Below are 16,270 nucleotides of genomic sequence, written 5' to 3'. Positions count from 1 at the left end.
TGAACGCCTCGTTGTACTTCGCCATGAAAAACACCCCAAAGGTTGAACGGGTGTCCAACTTTTGGGGTGCAGTTCACTTGCGGCGCCCTTCTTCATTCCAACCCGAACCCTCAGGCTGCCAGCCGCTTGGCCAGCTTGTCCTTCGTTTCCACCAAATCCTGCGGCAGGTTGTGCTGCAGCTGGGTGAACAGTTCGTCGTGCAGCGCCAGTTCCTGCTGCCAGGCGGCGTGGTCGATCGAGGTGACTTGCTGGAACTGCGCTTCCGAGAAGTCCACGCCGTTCCAGTTCAGGTCCGCGTAGCGGGGCGAGGTGCCGAAGACGTGCTCGGCGCCCTGGCCGCGGCCTTCCACGCGGTCGATCATCCACGACAGGACGCGCATGTTCTCGCCAAAGCCCGGCCACACGAAGTTGCCGTCGGCGTCCTTGCGGAACCAGTTCACGCAGTAGAACTTCGGCAGCCTGGCGCCGGCGGCTTCGAGCTTCTTGCCCAGTGCCAGCCAGTGGCCGAAGTAGTCGCTCATGTTGTAGCCGCAGAACGGCAGCATGGCGAACGGGTCGCGGCGCACCACGCCCTGCTGGCCAGCGGCCGCGGCGGTGGTTTCGGAGCCCATCGTGGCGGCCATGTAGACGCCTTCGGTCCAGCTGCGGGCCTCGGTCACCAGCGGCACCGTGGTGCTGCGGCGGCCGCCGAAGATGAAGGCATCGATGGCCACGCCGGCCGGGTTATCCCAGTTTTCGTCGATCGACGGGCACTGCGAGGCCGGCGCCGTGAAGCGCGCGTTCGGGTGGGCGGCCTTGGCGCCGGTTTCGCGGGCGATGGCCGGCGTCCAGTCCTTGCCCTGCCAGTCGATCAGGTGCGCCGGGGCTTCCTTGGTCATGCCTTCCCACCACACGTCGCCGTCATCGGTCAGCGCCACGTTGGTGAAGATCACGTTCTCCTTGAGCGTGGCCATGGCGTTGTAGTTGGTCTTCTCGCTCGTGCCCGGGGCCACGCCAAAGTAGCCCGCTTCCGGGTTGATGGCGTAGAGACGGCCGTCCTGGCCCGGCTTGATCCAGGCGATATCGTCGCCGATGGTGGTGACCTTCCAGCCCTCGAGGCCCTTGGGCGGGATCAGCATGGCGAAGTTGGTCTTGCCGCAGGCCGACGGGAACGCGGCGGCCACGTGGTACTTCTTGCCCTCGGGCGAGGTCACGCCGAGGATCAGCATGTGCTCGGCCAGCCAGCCTTCGTCGCGGCCCATGGTCGAGGCAATACGCAGTGCAAAGCACTTCTTGCCCAGCAGCGCGTTGCCGCCGTAGCCGGAGCCGAACGACCAGATCTCGCGGGTCTCGGGGAAGTGGACGATGTACTTGGTGGGGTTGCACGGCCACGGCACATCCTTCTCGCCGGCGGCGAGCGGCTTGCCAACCGTGTGCACGCACGGCACGAACTCGCCGTCGGCGCCCAGCACGTCATACACGGCGCGACCCATGCGGGTCATGATGCGCATGTTGACGGCCACGTACGGGGAATCGGACAGTTCCACGCCGATATGGGCGATCGGCGAGCCCAGTGGGCCCATCGAGAACGGCACCACGTACAGCGTGCGGCCGCGCATGCAGCCGTCGAACAGGCCGGACAGCGTCTGGCGCATCTCGCGCGGCGCGGTCCAGTTGTTGGTCGGGCCGGCGTCTTCTTTCTTCTCGGAGCAGATGAAGGTGCGATCCTCCACGCGCGCCACATCGGACGGATCGGACAGGGCCAGGAATGAGTTCTTGCGCTTGGCGGGATTCAGGCGGCGCATGGTACCGGCAGCGACCATCTGTTCACACAGGCGGTCGTACTCCTCCTGGGAACCGTCGCACCAGTAGATGCTGTCCGGTTTGGTCAGTGTGGCGATGTCGGTAACCCATGCGACCAGTTTCTGGTTCTTGACCCAGGCCGGTACGTTCAGTGCCGGGGTGCCTTGCATTGTGGGGTGGTTCATACAGCAACTCCAAAGCGAGAAAGAAACCTTGGCAAAGCCCTGCCGGGTACCGCGTCAGGCTCCCGGGGCGGCGCCGTCCATAGCGTGCGGAAATGAGATGTCCTGTGCGCCATGTTCGATATGGGGCACTCGGACACGCAATCGTCACATCCCGTTACAACTACGCAACAAGCAAATCCGCCCAGGGGTCGCAGCGGTCCCTGCGGCTGCGCTACAGTTGCGCTTCGCCCGCATATGGCGGGCGGCAGGGGCCGGTGGGGCTTTGTCCGGCGGCGCGGGGCGGTGGGCGGGAGCGTGGCTCTACCGTCGCATCCGGCCTGCCGCGTCGCAGGAGCGGGCAAGGATACCACCGCAAACTCCGCCTGTTTTTTGCTGCGCAACATTGTGCCGAGGCATCTGGCGCCCCGTTTTGGCGGGTCGGCAAGGGCGCACACGGATGCGGAACGAGCCATGTCTGGATTCAATGTTGCGTCAGGTCGGCCCACAATACTGTCGGGCGCGCGCTGATTCTGTTGCCGTGCGCACCAAGCCGCCGCCCCGATGTCGCTCCTCAAGCCAAAGAGTCACCGATGAAGATTGCCGTTCTCGACGATTACCAGGACGCGGTGCGCAAGCTGCCGTGCTTCGCCCTGCTGGAAGGCCACGACGTCAAGGTGTTCAACAACACCGTCAAGGGTGTGGGCCAGCTGGCCGCGCGCCTCTCCGATGTGGAAGCCGTGGTCCTGATCCGCGAGCGCACCCGTGTGACGCGTCAGTTACTTGAAAAGCTGCCGCGCCTGAAGATCATCAGCCAGACCGGTCGTGCCGGCGGCCATGTGGATATCGACGCCTGCACCGACCGCGGCGTGGCGGTGCTGCAGGGGGTGGGCTCGCCCGTGGCCCCGGCCGAGCTGACCTGGGCGCTGATCATGGCGGCCCAGCGCCGTATTCCCCAGTACGTGGCCAGCCTGAAGCACGGCGCCTGGCAGCAGTCGGGGCTCAAATCGACGACGATGCCGCCCAACTTCGGCCTCGGGCAGGTGCTGCGCGGGCAGACGCTGGGCGTCTGGGGCTACGGCAAGATCGGCCGGCTGCTGGCCGGGTACGGCCGGGCGTTCGGCATGAACGTGCTGGTCTGGGGCCGCGAGGCCTCCCAGCAGGCTGCGCGCGAGGACGGCCTGAACGTGGCCGCGTCCGCCGAGCAGCTGTTTGCCGAGAGCGACGTGCTGTCGCTCCACCTGCGCCTGAACGACGAGACGCGCGGCATCGTCAAGCTGGCCGACCTGCAGCGCATGAAGCCCACGGCGCTGTTCGTCAACACCAGCCGGGCCGAGCTGATCGAGGATGGCGCGCTGGTCGCCGCGCTGAACCGCGGCCGCCCCGGCATGGCGGCCGTGGACGTATTCGAGTCCGAGCCGATCCTGCAGGGCCACGCGCTGCTGCGCATGGAGAACTGCATCTGCACGCCGCACCTGGGCTATGTGGAGCGCGACAGCTACGAGCTGTACTTCCGCACCGCGTTCCAGAACATTCTCGATGTGCTGGACGGCAACCACGAGAGCGTGGCCAACCCCAAGGCGCTGACGCCCACCCTGTCGCGCTAGATTAGACAGTACGGCCGGGGGTCGCCGCCCCCGGGAGACGCTCCACGAGCGTCTCCTTCCCCACATTGGCGCCGGTCCGGATTGCGCCAAAGCCGCTACACTCGGGGCAATCTGTCGCCCCATCCCCTCACATTTCATGGATCCCAGGCTCCTGGCGCTGTGCGTCGGCAACTTCGTCATCGGCACCGGCGCGATGATCGTCACCGGCATGCTCAACGACATTGCCGCCGATTTCGCGCTCAGCGCCGCCACGGCTGGCCAGCTGATCTCGGTGTTCGCCATCGCCACCTGCGTGGGCGCGCCGCTGTTCGCCACGCTCGGGTCCCGCATCGACCGCCGCCTGCTGCTGGCCGGGGCGTTGCTGATCTACGGGGCGATGCACCTGGCTGCCGCGCTGGCGCCCAGCTTCGCCATGCTGATGGCAATCCGCTTTGTCACCGCCATCGGCGCCGCCATCTATACCCCGCAGGCCGCTGCCACGCTGCCGCTGCTGGTGGATGCCCGCACGCGCGGGCGGGCCATCAGCTTTGTCTTCCTGGGCTGGAGCGTGGCCAGCGTGGTGGGCGTGCCGCTGGGCACCTTCATCTCCAGCACGCTGGGCTGGCGCGTCAGCATGGGGCTGGTGGGCGGGCTGTCGCTGCTGGTGTCGATGGCGGTCTGGCGCGCGCTGCCGGCCGGGCTCCAGGTGGCGCCGGTGGGCCGCAAGGCGTGGGCCGCCGTGCTGCGCCACAAGCCGATCATGCTGGTGGTGACCACCACCATGATCCAGTCGGCCGGTATGTTCACGATGTTTACCTACATCGCCCCGCTGATGCGGGACCGCTTCGGCATTAGCGGCGGCGCGCTGAGCCTGATGTTCCTGGCCTACGGGATCTGCGGCGTGACCGGCAACGTGATGGCCGCCGCGCGCATGGACCGCGTGACGCCGAGCCGCATCGTGCAGGTGGCGCTGACCACCTCGCTGGCCGCCATGCTGCTGTGGCCGCTGGCCGGCTGGCATGTCGGGGCGCTGGTGGCGCTGTTCATGCTCTGGGGCGTGGGTGGGTTTGCCACCAACAGCGCCCAGCAGGCCCGGCTGGTGCTGCTGGGGCCGGACCAGGCCGCGGCGTCCATCTCGCTCAATTCCTCTTCGATCTACCTGGGCCAGGCGCTGGGCGCCATGGCTGGGGCCGCCATCTACACCGTGGCCGGGCCCGATGCGCTGCACTGGGGTGCGGCGCTGCTGATCGCGCTCGGACTGGCGATTTCGCAGCGGGCGCGGGCGCTTGGCTGCCACTGGACACCGCGCAGCGCGTAGCAGATGTCGTAGCAGTCTCCCAAAGCAGCGCGGGACCACGAGCCCGCGCGGCCCCGCACACGCAAGGAGGGCGTACCGTGGCCGAGACCGATCCCCGTCCCAACCCAGCCGCCTCGGGCGGTGGCGCCACCGGCCGTGTGCTGGCCGTCAATGTCGGCATCCGCCTGCCGCTGGTGGTGGCCGGGGCCGGCACCGAAGCCGTGGTGCTCTCCGCCATCCGCAAGCATCCGCTCAGTACGCTGCACCATCCGATTGCCGTCGGCGTGCACCTGCGCGGGCTGGCGGGCGACGAGCAGGCCGACCTGACCGTCCACGGCGGGCGGGACCGGGCGGTCTACGCCTACCCGATCGAGCATTACACCTGGTGGAACGCACGGCGCCGCGAGGCCGGCGTGGAGGAGGCCGAGCGCCCGCTGGCCTTCGGCGCCATGGGCGAGAACCTGACCCTGCAGGGGCTGCTGGAGTCGTCCCTGTGGATTGGCGACCAGCTGCGCGTGGGCGAGGTGGAACTGGTGGTGCGCGCGCCGCGCCAGCCCTGCTACAAGCTCAACGCCATCCTCGGCTATGCCCACGCGGTGCGCGACATGGTGCGCAGCGGCTATTCGGGCGTGTACCTGAGCGTGGCCACGCCGGGGGTGATCCGGGCCGGGGATGCCGCCGTGGTGATCCCGGGGCCGCGCGAAGTGTCGGTGGAAAACATCAATCGGCCCCCCAATCCGTAACGAAATCGACGTTCTGCCCCCCTCAGGCGTTAGTCCCGAGTGGCCCGATCGTGCTTTTCTGCTAATGTTTTAAGTCAGATACAAGCGTCTTCGGGCCAGATCCTCCCTCCTCCGGCCCACCCATCCCCCTGGCGCTGTAACAGGTTGTAATACGACGCGCTGGCCTCGACGGCCAAGGCGCGGTACTAGTAGTGGTTTGCGCGGGCAAACCGGTTCCAAGAAGCCGGTGCCGGGGAGCGGGCGCGCGCCATGCGGTGTTTGAGGGTCCTCACATGAAAACAGACGGGATCGACCAGCCCAAGGGCTTCGTCGATGGCAACTGGAGCGCGTCCACCAGCACGGGGCGCGGCCGCACTTCGCCCTGGATCGCCATCGTGGCGGTTATCGTCATTGCCGGGGCAGGCTGGTTTGGCTACAAGACGTGGTTCGCGCCCAAGCCCACACCCAAGGGCCCCGTTGCCACGACGGTGGCCACGGCCATCGTCCAGCAGGGCGACGTGCCGCTGGAGGTGACCGCCAACGGCACGGTCACCGCCATGCAGACCGTGGAGGTGCGGCCGCAGGTGTCCAGCACCGTGCAGGCCGTGCATATCAAGGAAGGCCAGACCGTGAAGCCGGGCGACCTGCTGTTCACGCTCGACACCCGCATGGACGAGGCCAACCTGGCGAAGGCCCGCGCCCAACTGATGCGCGACCAGGCCGACCTGGCCGATGCGCGCCGCACGCTCTCGCGCAGCCAGGAGCTGCTGGCGCGCAATTTTGTCTCCAAGAGTGCCGTGGATACGGCCCAGGCCAAGCTGGACGGCTTCGAGGCCACCATCCGCGCCGACCAGGCGGCGATCGAGGCCAGCCGCGTGGCCATCAGCTACGGCACCATCCGCGCGACGATTGGCGGCCGCACCGGCGTGATCAACGTCTTCCCGGGCTCGCTCGTCACCCCCGCCACGGCCACGCCGATGGTGACCGTGGCGCAGATCTCGCCGGTCACCGTCAGCTTCACCCTGCCCGAGCGCCAGCTCGCCGCGCTGCGCGAGGCGCTGCATGCCGGCCCGGTCGAGGTGACCGCCGTGCCCAACGACGGCAACAAGGCGCCCGTGACCGGCAAGATCACCTTCGTCGACAACACCGTGGACCCGCAGTACGGCAGCATCCGCGTGAAGGCGATGTTCGACAATCAGGCGCAGCGGCTCTGGCCGGGCACCTACGCCAACGTCAGCGCTACGGTGCAGGTGCTCAAGGGCGCCCTCAGCGTGCCGCCGCAGGCCGTCATCACCGGCCCGGAAGGCCGTTTCGTCTATACCGTGAAGCCGGACAGCACCGTGGTGCGCGTGCCGGTGACCGTGGTGGCCACCACCGCCGCCGCCGCCGTGATCGAGGGCGTGCAGCCGGGCGCCCGCGTGGTGACCGAGGGCGCGCAGAACCTGCGCCCCGGCGCGCTGGTGCGCGAGGCCCGCCCGCGCGACGCCTCATCCCCTGCCGCCCCCGCTGCCCCCGCGGGCGTGGCAGAGAAGCACTAGACCATGACGCTGTCCGAACTCTGTATCCGCCGGCCCGTCATGACGGTGCTGCTGTGCCTGGCCGTCATCGTGACGGGCATCGTGCTGTATCCGACGATTCCCATCGCAGCGCTGCCCAGCTTCAACTCGCCGGTGATCCAGGTCACGGCGACGCTGCCCGGGGCGAGCCCCGAGACCATGGCCGCCTCGGTGGCCACGCAGCTGGAGAAGCAGTTCGCCACGATTCCGGGCGTCACCGTCATCAGTTCGTCCAACACGCTGGGTAATTCCAGCATCACGATCGAGTTCAACAGCGACCGCAACATCGACGATGCGGCCGTGGACGTGCAGGCGGCGCTGTTCCGCGCCCAGCGTTCGCTGCCGATCGAGATGACCGTGCCGCCGTCCTACCGCAAGGTGAACCCGGCCGATGCGCCGGTGCTGCTGCTGGCGATCAACTCACCCGCCATGAGCCTGGCGGAGCTGAACGCGTTCGGCGACAACCTGATCTCCCCGACGCTGGCCACCCTGCCCGGCGTGGCGCAGGTGCAGGTCTTCGGCCAGAAGCGCTTCTCGGTGCGCGTGCGGGCCCACCCGGACGCGCTGGCGGCGCGCGGGCTGACGCTCGACGAGCTGGCCACCGCGCTGAACCGCGCCAACGCCAACACGCCGGTCGGCACGCTGGACGGCGCGCGCCAGACGCTGACCATCCAGGCCAACCGGCAGATGACCAGCGCCGAGGCGTTCCGCAACATCATCGTGGCCAGCCAGCCGAGCGGCGCCGTGGTGCGGCTCTCGGACGTGGCCGACGTGGAAGACAGCGTCGAGACCCTCAAGACCGGCAGCTGGCTCAACAACGAGCGCTCCATCGTGCTGGCCGTGCTGCGCCAGCCGGATGCCAACACCGTGGCCGTGGTGGATGCCATCAAGGCCGCCCTGCCCCGCCTGATCCAGCAGATGCCAGGCTCGGTCAGCGTGAACGTGGTGAACGACCGCTCGCGCTCCATCCGCGAATCGATCCATGACGTGCAGTTCACGCTGGCGCTGACCGTGGCGCTGGTGGTGCTGGTGATCTTCCTGTTCCTGCGCCGCGCCGCCGCCACGCTGATTCCCACGGTGTCCCTGCCGATCTCGCTGATCGGCACGGTGGCGCTGATGAAGGCGTTCGGCTACAGCCTGGACAACGTCTCCCTGCTGGCCATCACGCTGGCCGTGGGGCTGGTGGTGGACGACGCCATCGTGATGCTCGAGAACATCGTGCGGCACATCGAGGAAGGCGTGCCGCCGCTCAAGGCCGCGCTGGTGGGTTCGCGCGAGATGGGCTTCACGATCCTGTCGATCTCGATCTCGCTGGTGGCCGTGTTTATCCCGATCTTCTTCATGCCGGGCGTGATCGGGCTGCTGTTCCACGAGTTCGCGGCGGTGGTGTCGCTGTCTATCCTGGTGTCGGCGCTGGTGTCGCTGACGCTGATCCCCATGCTCTGCGCGCGCTTTCTCTCGGCCGAGAACGTGCCGGTGGACGAGTCCCAGCACGCCTATGGCGACCATGGCGACCATGGCGACCATGGCGACCACGCGCCCGGCGGAGCCAGCGCCGCCGCGCCGCGCGTGCAGCAGAAGCAGACCATCGGCATGCGCAGCACGCAGTGGTTCGAGGACCTCTTCGAGTGGACGCTCCACAAGTACGCCCGCGGCCTGGACTGGTGCCTGGCGCACCGGCGTTTCGTGCTCGGCGTGGCGGGGCTCACCTTCGTGCTGACCGCCGTGCTGTTCGTCAAGATTCCGAAAGGCTTCTTCCCCGAGGAAGACATCGGCCAGATCCAGGTCAATGCCGAAGGGCCGCAGGACATCTCGTTCGATGCCATGGCCGACCGCCTGCGCGACGCCGCCGAGCGGATTCGCGCCAATCCGGCGGTGAAGAGCGTGGTGGCGTCGATTGGCGGCGGGCCCTCGCCCGCCATCAACACGGGCCGGATGTTCGTGGAACTGAAGCCGCTGGGCGAGCGGCCCAAGATGCCGCAGGTGGTGGAGTCGCTGCGCAAGGATGTGTCCGGCGTGCCGGGGCTGGCGGTGTATTTCTCGCCGGTGCAGAACCTGCGGCTGGGCGGCCGCCAGAGCAAGAGCCGCTACCAGTACACGCTCCAGAGCGTGAAGGCGGGCCAGCTCCAGGAATACAGCGACAAGATCATGGCCAAGATGCGCGCCGAGCCGATCTTCCGCGATGTGACCAGCGATTCCCAGCAATCGGGCCTGGAAGCGCAGCTCACCATCGACCGGGACAAGGCCAACGCGCTCGGCGTGCAGATGCAGGACGTGCGCACGGCGCTGTACACGGCCTTTGGCGAGCGGCAGGTCTCGACGATCTACACGCCGATCGACAACTACTACGTGATCCTGACCGCGGCCGATGTGGACCGCGTGGACGAGACCGCGTTCTCCAAGCTCTACGTGCGCAGCAAGACCGGGCAGATGGTGCCGGTGTCGGCGTTTGCCACCACCGAGCGCCGGGTCGGGCCGATTGCCGTGAACCACCAGGGGCAGCTGCCGTCGGTGACGGTGTCGTTCAACCTCGCGCCGGGTGCGGCGCTGGGCGAGGCCTCGGCCAAGATCGACCGTTACAAGCAGGAAATCGAGATGCCGCCGGCCATCTTCACCAGCTGGGGCGGTGACGCGGCGGTGTTTCAGTCCTCGCAGGCCACGCAGGTGGTGCTGCTGGTGGCGGCCATCGCTGTGATCTATACGCTGCTTGGCGTGCTGTACGAGAGCTACATCCACCCGCTGACGATTCTGGCCGGGCTGCCGTCGGCGGCCATCGGCGCGTTGCTGACGCTGTTCCTGTTCAACGTGGAGTTGTCGCTGATCGCGACGATTGGCGTGCTGATGCTGATTGGCATCGTCAAGAAGAACGCGATCATGATGATCGACTTTGCGCTCGCGGCGCAGCGCGACCACGGCATGGCGCCGGCCAAGGCGATCCGGCAGGCCTGCCTGCTACGCTTCCGGCCGATCATGATGACCACGTTCGCGGCCGTGATGGGCGCGCTGCCGCTGGCGCTGGGCCTGGGGGCCGGTGCCGAACTGCGCCAGCCGCTGGGCTTGGCCGTGGTGGGCGGCCTGCTGTTCTCGCAGGTCATCACGCTGTTCATCACGCCGGTGATCTACCTCGCGCTCGACCGGTTCTCCGGCACGGGGCCGCTACAGATCGATTCGGAAGGCAACCCGCTCGCGCAACGCGAGCCGGCGGCGGTCACGCACTGACGCCGCTAGACACTGGTGGCTTGCGCGATGCACTCGCGCAGCCACTGGTGCGCGGGGTCACGGTGGGCGCGCTCGTGCCACAGCATTGACATTTCATAGCCCGGCACCTCCACCGGCGCCTGCACCACCTCCAGCGTTTCCATGTCGCGCACCAGCCGCTCGGGCAACATCGCCACGAGGTCCGTGCGCTCCAGCACCGCGCGCACGAACAGGAAGTGCGGCACCGATAACACCACGCGGCGCGTGGCGCCGGCCGCTGCCAGCGCGGTGTCCGTCACGCCGATGAAGCCGCCGCCATCGGGCGACACCATCACATGTTCCAGCTCGGCAAACTGCGCCAGCGTGGGCCGCCGCTTCAGGCGCGGATGGCCGGCGCGGCCCACCAGCACGTAGCGCTCGGTGAACAGCGCGCGGCGCCGCAGGCCGGGCGGCGCGCCATCGGAGGTGTGGAAGGCGAGGTCGATCTCGCCCTGCTCCGCCTGCCGGGCGATGCTGGCCGGCACCATGTCCAGCACCGCCAGCCGCGTGCCCGGCGCCGCCGCGCGCAAGGTGGCGAGCGCAGGCAGCACGATGGTCGATTCTCCATAGTCGGTGGCGGCCACGCGCCAGGTGTGGTCCGCCTGCGTGGGGTCGAATGGGCTGGATGGGGCCACGGCGGCTTCCAGCGCCGCCAGCGCCTGCCGCAGCGGCTCGCGCAAGGACTCGGCGCGGGCCGTGGGCCGCATGCCGCGCGGCCCGGGCAGCAGCAGTGGATCGCCGAAGATCTCGCGCAGCTTGGCCAGATGCACGCTCACTGAGGGCTGCGAGTAATGCAGCCGCTCTGCTGCGCGCGTGACGTTGTGCTCGGCCAGCAGCACGTCGAGCGTCAGCAGCAGGTTCAGGTCCAGGCGCCGGAGATTATTCATCGTAATACCGAAGATATTGGAAATTCATTTCCAATATACCGGACGGCCGGCCATCCTTGGGACATCCCTTCCCTTCTCTTCCCATCAGGAGACCCGCCATGAACGTGCTGATTGTCTACGCCCACCCCGAACCGACCTCGCTGAACGGTGCCCTCAAGGATTTTGCGATGCAGCGGCTCGCGGCCAACGGCCACACGGTGCAGGTCTCGGACCTCTACGCCATGGGCTGGAAGCCGCAACTGGACGCCGGCGACACGCTAGAGCACCAGGCCGGCACGCCGTTCCATCCCTCGCTCGACTCGAAGCGCGCCTTCGCGGGCGGCTGGCAAAGCCCCGACATCGCCGCCGAGCAGGACAAGCTGCGCTGGGCCGACGCCGTGGTCTTCCAGTTCCCGCTGTGGTGGTTCTCCATGCCGGCCATCATGAAAGGCTGGGTCGAGCGCGTGTATGCCTATGGCTTCGCCTACGGCGTGGGCGAGCATTCGGACGCACGCTGGGGTGACCGCTACGGCGAAGGCTCGATGCAGGGCAAGCGGGCGATGCTGGTGGTGACCACGGGCGGCTGGGACTCGCACTACAGCGCGCGCGGCATCAACGGCCCCATCGACGACTTGCTGTTCCCGATCCAGCACGGCGTGCTGTACTACCCCGGCTTCGACGTGCTGCCGCCGTTTGTCTCCTATCGCAGCAGCAAGATGGACGACGCGCGTTTTGCGTCGATCCGCGAGGCACTGGGCGCGCGGCTCGACGCGCTGTTCGATACCGCGCCGATTCCCTATCGTCCGCAGAACTCGGGGCAATACGAGATTCCAGCCCTGACGCTGCGCGATGACATCGCGCCTGGCCGCACGGGCTTCGCGGCGCACAGGGAATAGGGTGGAGCTTGGCGCCGCTGCCGGTACTATGCGTGGCTTGGCAGCGGCGATCATTGGATGGTCATCGCCATGAAGAATCAACGTATGTAGATTTATCGCTTCATTATTCATCGCGACGATATTTATGACGCCCACCGTCCTCGAAACGCTGATGTATGACATCGGCCAGCTATTCCTGTACCCCACGCTGGCCATGATCGGCCTGCTGTTCCTCTACGCGTTCTGGGCGCTGGGCCAGTTCGCCATGCAGGCGTGGCTGCGCCGCCGGCATGGGATCGAATCCGGGCGCGGCTATCTGCTGGTGGCCTGGGCCCAGACCCACGGGGTCAGCCACCCGGACGCGCTGGATGTGGCCGCGCACCGGCTGCTGGAGCGCCTGCGCATCGCCACCCGCGTGGCGCCGATGCTCGGGCTGGTGGCCACCATGATCCCGATGGGGCCGGCGCTGAAAAGCCTGTCCGGCGGCAACCTCGCCAATGTGGGCGAGAACCTGACCATCGCGTTCTCGGCGGTGATCCTGGCGCTGATCGCGGCGAGCATTACCTTCTGGGTGGTCAATGTGCGCCGCCGCTGGCTGGCCGAGGAACTGGTCTGGCTCGGCCAGGCGCGCGAGGCGGCCCGATGAGATTCCTGGACGAAAGCGAGGCCGACGACCCGATCCTCTCGGTCGTCAACCTGATCGATGTATTCCTGGTGGTGATTGCCGCCCTGCTGGTGGCCATCGCCCAGAATCCCATGAACCCGTTCACGCACGACGACGTGACGGTCATCACCAACCCGGGCAAGCCCAATATGGAAATCGTGTCGCGGCAGGGCGAGAAAATCGTGCGCTATCAGGCCAGCGGGCAGGTGGGCAGCGGCGACGGCATCAAGGCCGGCGTGGCCTACCGGCTCAAGGATGGCTCGATGGTCTACGTGCCGGAGTTCCAGATGTCCCAGATGTCCCAAGAGGTCCCGACAGGAGCGAAGCCATGATGCGCGCGACGATACTCGGCATGGCGCTGGCGATGCTGGCCGGCTGCGCGACGCAACCGCCGTCGCCGGAGGCCATCGGCGCCACCTTCCCCAGCCGCCAGTACGTGCTGCTGGGCGAGGTCCACGACAATGCCACGGCGCAGGCGGCCCGGCTCCAGGCGCTGACCCGTGCGGTGGAAGCTGGCTGGCGGCCGGCGGTGGCAATGGAACAGTTCGACCGCGAACGGCAGGCCGACATCGACCGCGCCCGCAAGGAACGACCGGGCGATGCCGACTATCTGATCGCCCAGGCCGGCAGCGCAGCCGGCTGGCAGTGGCCGCTGTACCGGCCTGTGGTGGCGCTGGCGCTCCAATATGACCTGCCGCTGCTGGCCGCGAACCTCTCGCGCGCAGATGCCGCGAAGATCGTGCGCGGCGGGCTGGGCGCGGTCTTCCCGCAGGACCAGCAGGCCGCGCTGGGGCTGGACAAGCCGCTGCCGATGGAAGTCGTGGCCGCGCAGACCGCGACGCTCGATGCCGGCCATTGCGGCAACTTCCCCAAGGCGATGCTGCCCGGCATGCTCAACGCCCAGGCCGCCCGCGATGCCGTGATGGCCCGCACGCTGGCCCCCTACGCCGGCCGCGGCGCCGTCCTGATCGCCGGCAACGGCCACGTACGGCGCGACCTCGGCGTGCCCCGCTGGATCCGCGCCGACGCCGCGAAAGTGCTCAGCGTGGGCTATCTGGAGGATGGCAGCGGCGGGGAAGGCTTCGACGAGGTGGTACGCGTGGCGCCGGTCGACAGGAAGGATCCGTGCAAGGAGGCCGTGGTGAAGCCGCGGTAGGTCGCCGCAAGAAAGTGGTCAGTTGAAGTAGAAGCTGTCAAAGCGCTCTGTCGCCCGCTTTCGCGCCCACGCATTGATGGCGACCCGCGTTGGAATGGTCAGGAGAAAGCCGGCCAGGAGTAGCCAGTACCAGGCCTCAGACCCGCCATCCGTGCTGCGTGATTTCATTATGGTGATCAGGATGACCAGCGCGGTCACTGCCAGTGCCCAGACGCCGGAGGCGAGATAGGCGCTCTCGCAAGGTTCGCTCGCATGCGCTCCCGGATGAGCGCCGACAATACCGAGCACGGCGCCATGGCGATGGGCCGTCGCCACCAACTGCACGCCCTGCCCATGCCGGACCATGCGTGCTGCCAGCGCATAAAGCAGCCATCCATTGATGGGCCCCGGCTTGCCCATGGCGTGGTCGAGATCATGGGTGGCCACCTGCAAACCGGCCTCTTCCAATGCGGTCTTGCCCGCGTGCCGCGTCGCCTTGCCCAGCCTGCTGTGCCAGTAGTGCCGGACCTTGGCCGACGGCACCTGTCCCGCCATGAGTAGCGTGGACAGGGCGTCCTCCATCGCATCGGACTCGGCATGAATCGGCCTGAACAGGTACGCCTGGGGTTTGAGCGTTTGACGGGATCGTTGGAGGACTGCGGACGTCGACAAGAGCAGCGCGGCGGCGGCCTCCGAACAGGACGGCGTGCCGGCGTCCGGTCCGCTGTGGAGCTGACAGGCCAGCACCAGCCAATAGTTGGCTGGAGGTCCGGTTTCGAACCACTCTTCGATCATGGGCGAGTCGTCGGCATGCGCCAGCCATCTGACCTTGGGCGTGCCGGGTAGCGACAGCTTGCGCCAGGCCCGCAAAACGTCGACGGTGTCGGCTTCCGTGTCGGTGATCAGCATGACTTCGAACGTGTCTGCGTTGGACAGCCGCATCAGCGAAGGCGCCAGCGTTGCCAGCATGCGCTCGAGCACCTGCTCGAGCCGCGTTCGTCCCGCGGCCGGCGCGATGCCGGATAACGTCAGCGCCTTGTCCGGATGCTGGGGAGGCGTACCCTCCAGCCCCAGCATCCGCTCCGCCAGTTCGTCCTCGGGCGTGAGGGCCATGCTGTCCAGCAGTACCAGATGGGCGCGCGCCCAGTTTTTCCAGGATGCGGTGCGCTCGCGCAACAGGAAGTTCCACCAGAGGCCCGCGTAATGCTCCTCCTCATACGTGCTGCTGTAGAGCGCGCCGCAAAAGGCAATCCAGATCAGCAGCGGCAGCAACAGGACGTTGCACCAGAACCGCGGCGTCATGGTTGGTTCCCCCTGGGGCCACGCGGATACCGTCACGATGATGGCCGCTATCTCGATGACCCCATACAGGAAGACATAGATCCAGACCGGAATCGGTGCGGTCGGCGGCGCTTCATGCACCTCGGCCATACGCCATTTCAATGTCATGTGATGGTCACTCCCGGGTGGCTGGCGATCAGGACGCTGCCACACTGAGTGCGGCAGCCGCCGACGGCAAGAGGGCGACCGAGATCGGAAAATCCCTTGCCACCTTCGACGATGGGGTTGTCGCCGTGCAACGGGCACGATACGAGATCGCCCACCAACGCGGCCCTGCGACCGCCATTCAACGAAAACGAGGACGAGGCGGTCTTGACCTTGCCGCCGTGGCTGGTGTCATCACCAAGGCAAACGGGCTGTTTCATTTTGGCGCGGGAAGATTGGCGGGGCGGATGGACGGATCGCAGGTGAAACGCTCCTGGCCGGAGGGGGAGCGGAGGCCGCTTAGATAGCCGGGCCGCTTCGAGGCGGCAAAGCTGCTGCCTCGAACGCCGGGAGGATACGGCTTGTCCAGATCGATTCCCGGTCTGAGTGCGCTCTCTATGACGTAGCTGTCGTTTTGTATCCGCTCCGCCACGTAGTACCTGTCTGTAGTCACTGCGATCGTATATTTCGCCGTATCCCTGAATGGGTTGAAGCTTCTCATGTATGCGACGCCGTGGAAGGTTCGGCCGCTATCGGTGGAGTACAGAAGCGAGGTTGTACAGCCTCGGTCACTGCAAGCCGTCCGGGGCGGCGCCGATGACGGTATTACGATGTTCTGACCGGTTGGGTCCGCATTGATCAGCCTGCCTTGGTAGTTCTCTATGCCTTCGCGGCCGAGCCTTTGGCGGATGCCTTGCTTCGTGTCGTTGTAGTAGGTCACGCCATGATGGCAATCGCGATAGTTCTCGAGCGTCACGAAACGGTGGTCATCGATGCGATAGATGACTTGAGGCGGGACGTCATAATTAATGACGGGCGGGCCACCGTTCCTGTAGGGATAGGGATCATGGGCGCAGCCGGCCAGCAGGGCGGCTGCAAGCAACAAGAGGGGATAACGCATGGG

The 16,270-nt window shown here is 67.2% G+C and carries 14 protein-coding genes; 9 read left to right on the top strand and 5 right to left on the bottom strand.

Annotation, left to right across the window (positions count from 1 at the left end; genetic code table 11):
• Positions 1–110: 110 nt before the first annotated feature.
• Complete coding sequence (locus SB751_RS26125; protein ID WP_144203608.1) at positions 111–1,967, bottom strand: phosphoenolpyruvate carboxykinase (GTP); 1,857 nt, start codon at positions 1,965–1,967, stop codon at positions 111–113.
• A 569-nt stretch (positions 1,968–2,536) separates the two neighbouring features.
• On the opposite strand from SB751_RS26125, the gene SB751_RS26120 reads away from it, so the two are divergent.
• The 5 genes from SB751_RS26120 (at position 2,537) to SB751_RS26100 (ending at position 10,323) form a co-directional block, all read left to right on the top strand.
• Positions 2,537–3,550 (top strand): D-2-hydroxyacid dehydrogenase family protein, encoded by a 1,014-nt coding sequence (locus tag SB751_RS26120; RefSeq protein WP_092291026.1) that lies wholly within the window; start codon positions 2,537–2,539, stop codon positions 3,548–3,550.
• 136 nt (positions 3,551–3,686) lie between these two features.
• Positions 3,687–4,847 (top strand): MFS transporter, encoded by a 1,161-nt coding sequence (locus tag SB751_RS26115; RefSeq protein WP_144203606.1) that lies wholly within the window; start codon positions 3,687–3,689, stop codon positions 4,845–4,847.
• A gap of 77 nt (positions 4,848–4,924) precedes the next feature.
• The gene (locus tag SB751_RS26110; protein WP_211944158.1) at positions 4,925–5,569 is read left to right on the top strand and encodes an MOSC domain-containing protein; all 645 of its coding nucleotides are present in this window, start codon (positions 4,925–4,927) and stop codon (positions 5,567–5,569) included.
• Between the two features lie 272 nt (positions 5,570–5,841).
• Entirely contained in the window at positions 5,842–7,086 is a 1,245-nt protein-coding gene (locus SB751_RS26105; protein WP_211944157.1) for an efflux RND transporter periplasmic adaptor subunit, read from the top strand.
• A gap of 3 nt (positions 7,087–7,089) precedes the next feature.
• Positions 7,090–10,323 carry an efflux RND transporter permease subunit gene (locus SB751_RS26100; RefSeq protein ID WP_211944156.1) on the top strand — a complete coding sequence of 1,078 codons (3,234 nt, stop codon included), beginning with the start codon at positions 7,090–7,092 and terminating at the stop codon, positions 10,321–10,323.
• Positions 10,324–10,328: 5 nt separating this feature from the next.
• Here the strand turns inward: SB751_RS26100 and SB751_RS26095 are convergent, their stop codons facing one another.
• Positions 10,329–11,228, bottom strand: a complete 900-nt coding sequence (locus tag SB751_RS26095) for a LysR family transcriptional regulator (protein ID WP_410748707.1) — start codon at positions 11,226–11,228, stop codon at positions 10,329–10,331.
• Between the two features lie 98 nt (positions 11,229–11,326).
• Between SB751_RS26095 and SB751_RS26090 the strand changes: the two genes are divergently transcribed.
• The 4 genes from SB751_RS26090 to SB751_RS26075 all read left to right on the top strand — a co-directional run bounded on the left by SB751_RS26090 (position 11,327) and on the right by SB751_RS26075 (position 13,902).
• On the top strand, positions 11,327–12,103 hold the full coding sequence (locus SB751_RS26090; RefSeq protein WP_410748706.1) for an NAD(P)H-dependent oxidoreductase: 777 nt from the start codon (positions 11,327–11,329) through the stop codon (positions 12,101–12,103).
• 124 nt (positions 12,104–12,227) lie between these two features.
• Complete coding sequence (locus SB751_RS26085; RefSeq protein ID WP_410748705.1) at positions 12,228–12,728, top strand: MotA/TolQ/ExbB proton channel family protein; 501 nt, start codon at positions 12,228–12,230, stop codon at positions 12,726–12,728.
• Positions 12,725–13,078, top strand: coding sequence for a DUF2149 domain-containing protein (locus SB751_RS26080; protein WP_211944153.1), 354 nt, complete (start codon positions 12,725–12,727; stop codon positions 13,076–13,078). The genes SB751_RS26085 and SB751_RS26080 overlap by 4 nt, the downstream gene beginning before the upstream one ends.
• On the top strand, positions 13,075–13,902 hold the full coding sequence (locus tag SB751_RS26075) for a ChaN family lipoprotein (protein WP_410748704.1): 828 nt from the start codon (positions 13,075–13,077) through the stop codon (positions 13,900–13,902). The genes SB751_RS26080 and SB751_RS26075 overlap by 4 nt, the downstream gene beginning before the upstream one ends.
• 18 nt (positions 13,903–13,920) lie before the next feature.
• Here SB751_RS26075 and SB751_RS26070 read toward each other — a convergent pair whose 3' ends face one another.
• From SB751_RS26070 to SB751_RS26060, 3 genes are read right to left on the bottom strand one after another with little or no spacing between them, the layout of a single operon-like run.
• Positions 13,921–15,330, bottom strand: a complete 1,410-nt coding sequence (locus tag SB751_RS26070; RefSeq protein ID WP_250024934.1) for a hypothetical protein — start codon at positions 15,328–15,330, stop codon at positions 13,921–13,923.
• Positions 15,327–15,587 (bottom strand): PAAR domain-containing protein, encoded by a 261-nt coding sequence (locus SB751_RS26065; RefSeq protein ID WP_250024935.1) that lies wholly within the window; start codon positions 15,585–15,587, stop codon positions 15,327–15,329. Before SB751_RS26065 ends, SB751_RS26070 begins: the two co-directional genes overlap by 4 nt.
• The gene (locus tag SB751_RS26060; RefSeq protein ID WP_211944150.1) at positions 15,584–16,267 is read right to left on the bottom strand and encodes a hypothetical protein; all 684 of its coding nucleotides are present in this window, start codon (positions 16,265–16,267) and stop codon (positions 15,584–15,586) included. The genes SB751_RS26065 and SB751_RS26060 overlap by 4 nt, the downstream gene beginning before the upstream one ends.
• Positions 16,268–16,270: the final 3 nt, after the last annotated feature.

Origin of the sequence: Cupriavidus sp. SIMBA_020 (genome assembly GCF_046535395.1) — a bacterium.
Lineage (GTDB): Bacteria > Pseudomonadota > Gammaproteobacteria > Burkholderiales > Burkholderiaceae > Cupriavidus > Cupriavidus campinensis.
Note: the sequence above shows the minus strand (reverse complement) of the source record. Positions and strands in the feature narration are given on the sequence as shown.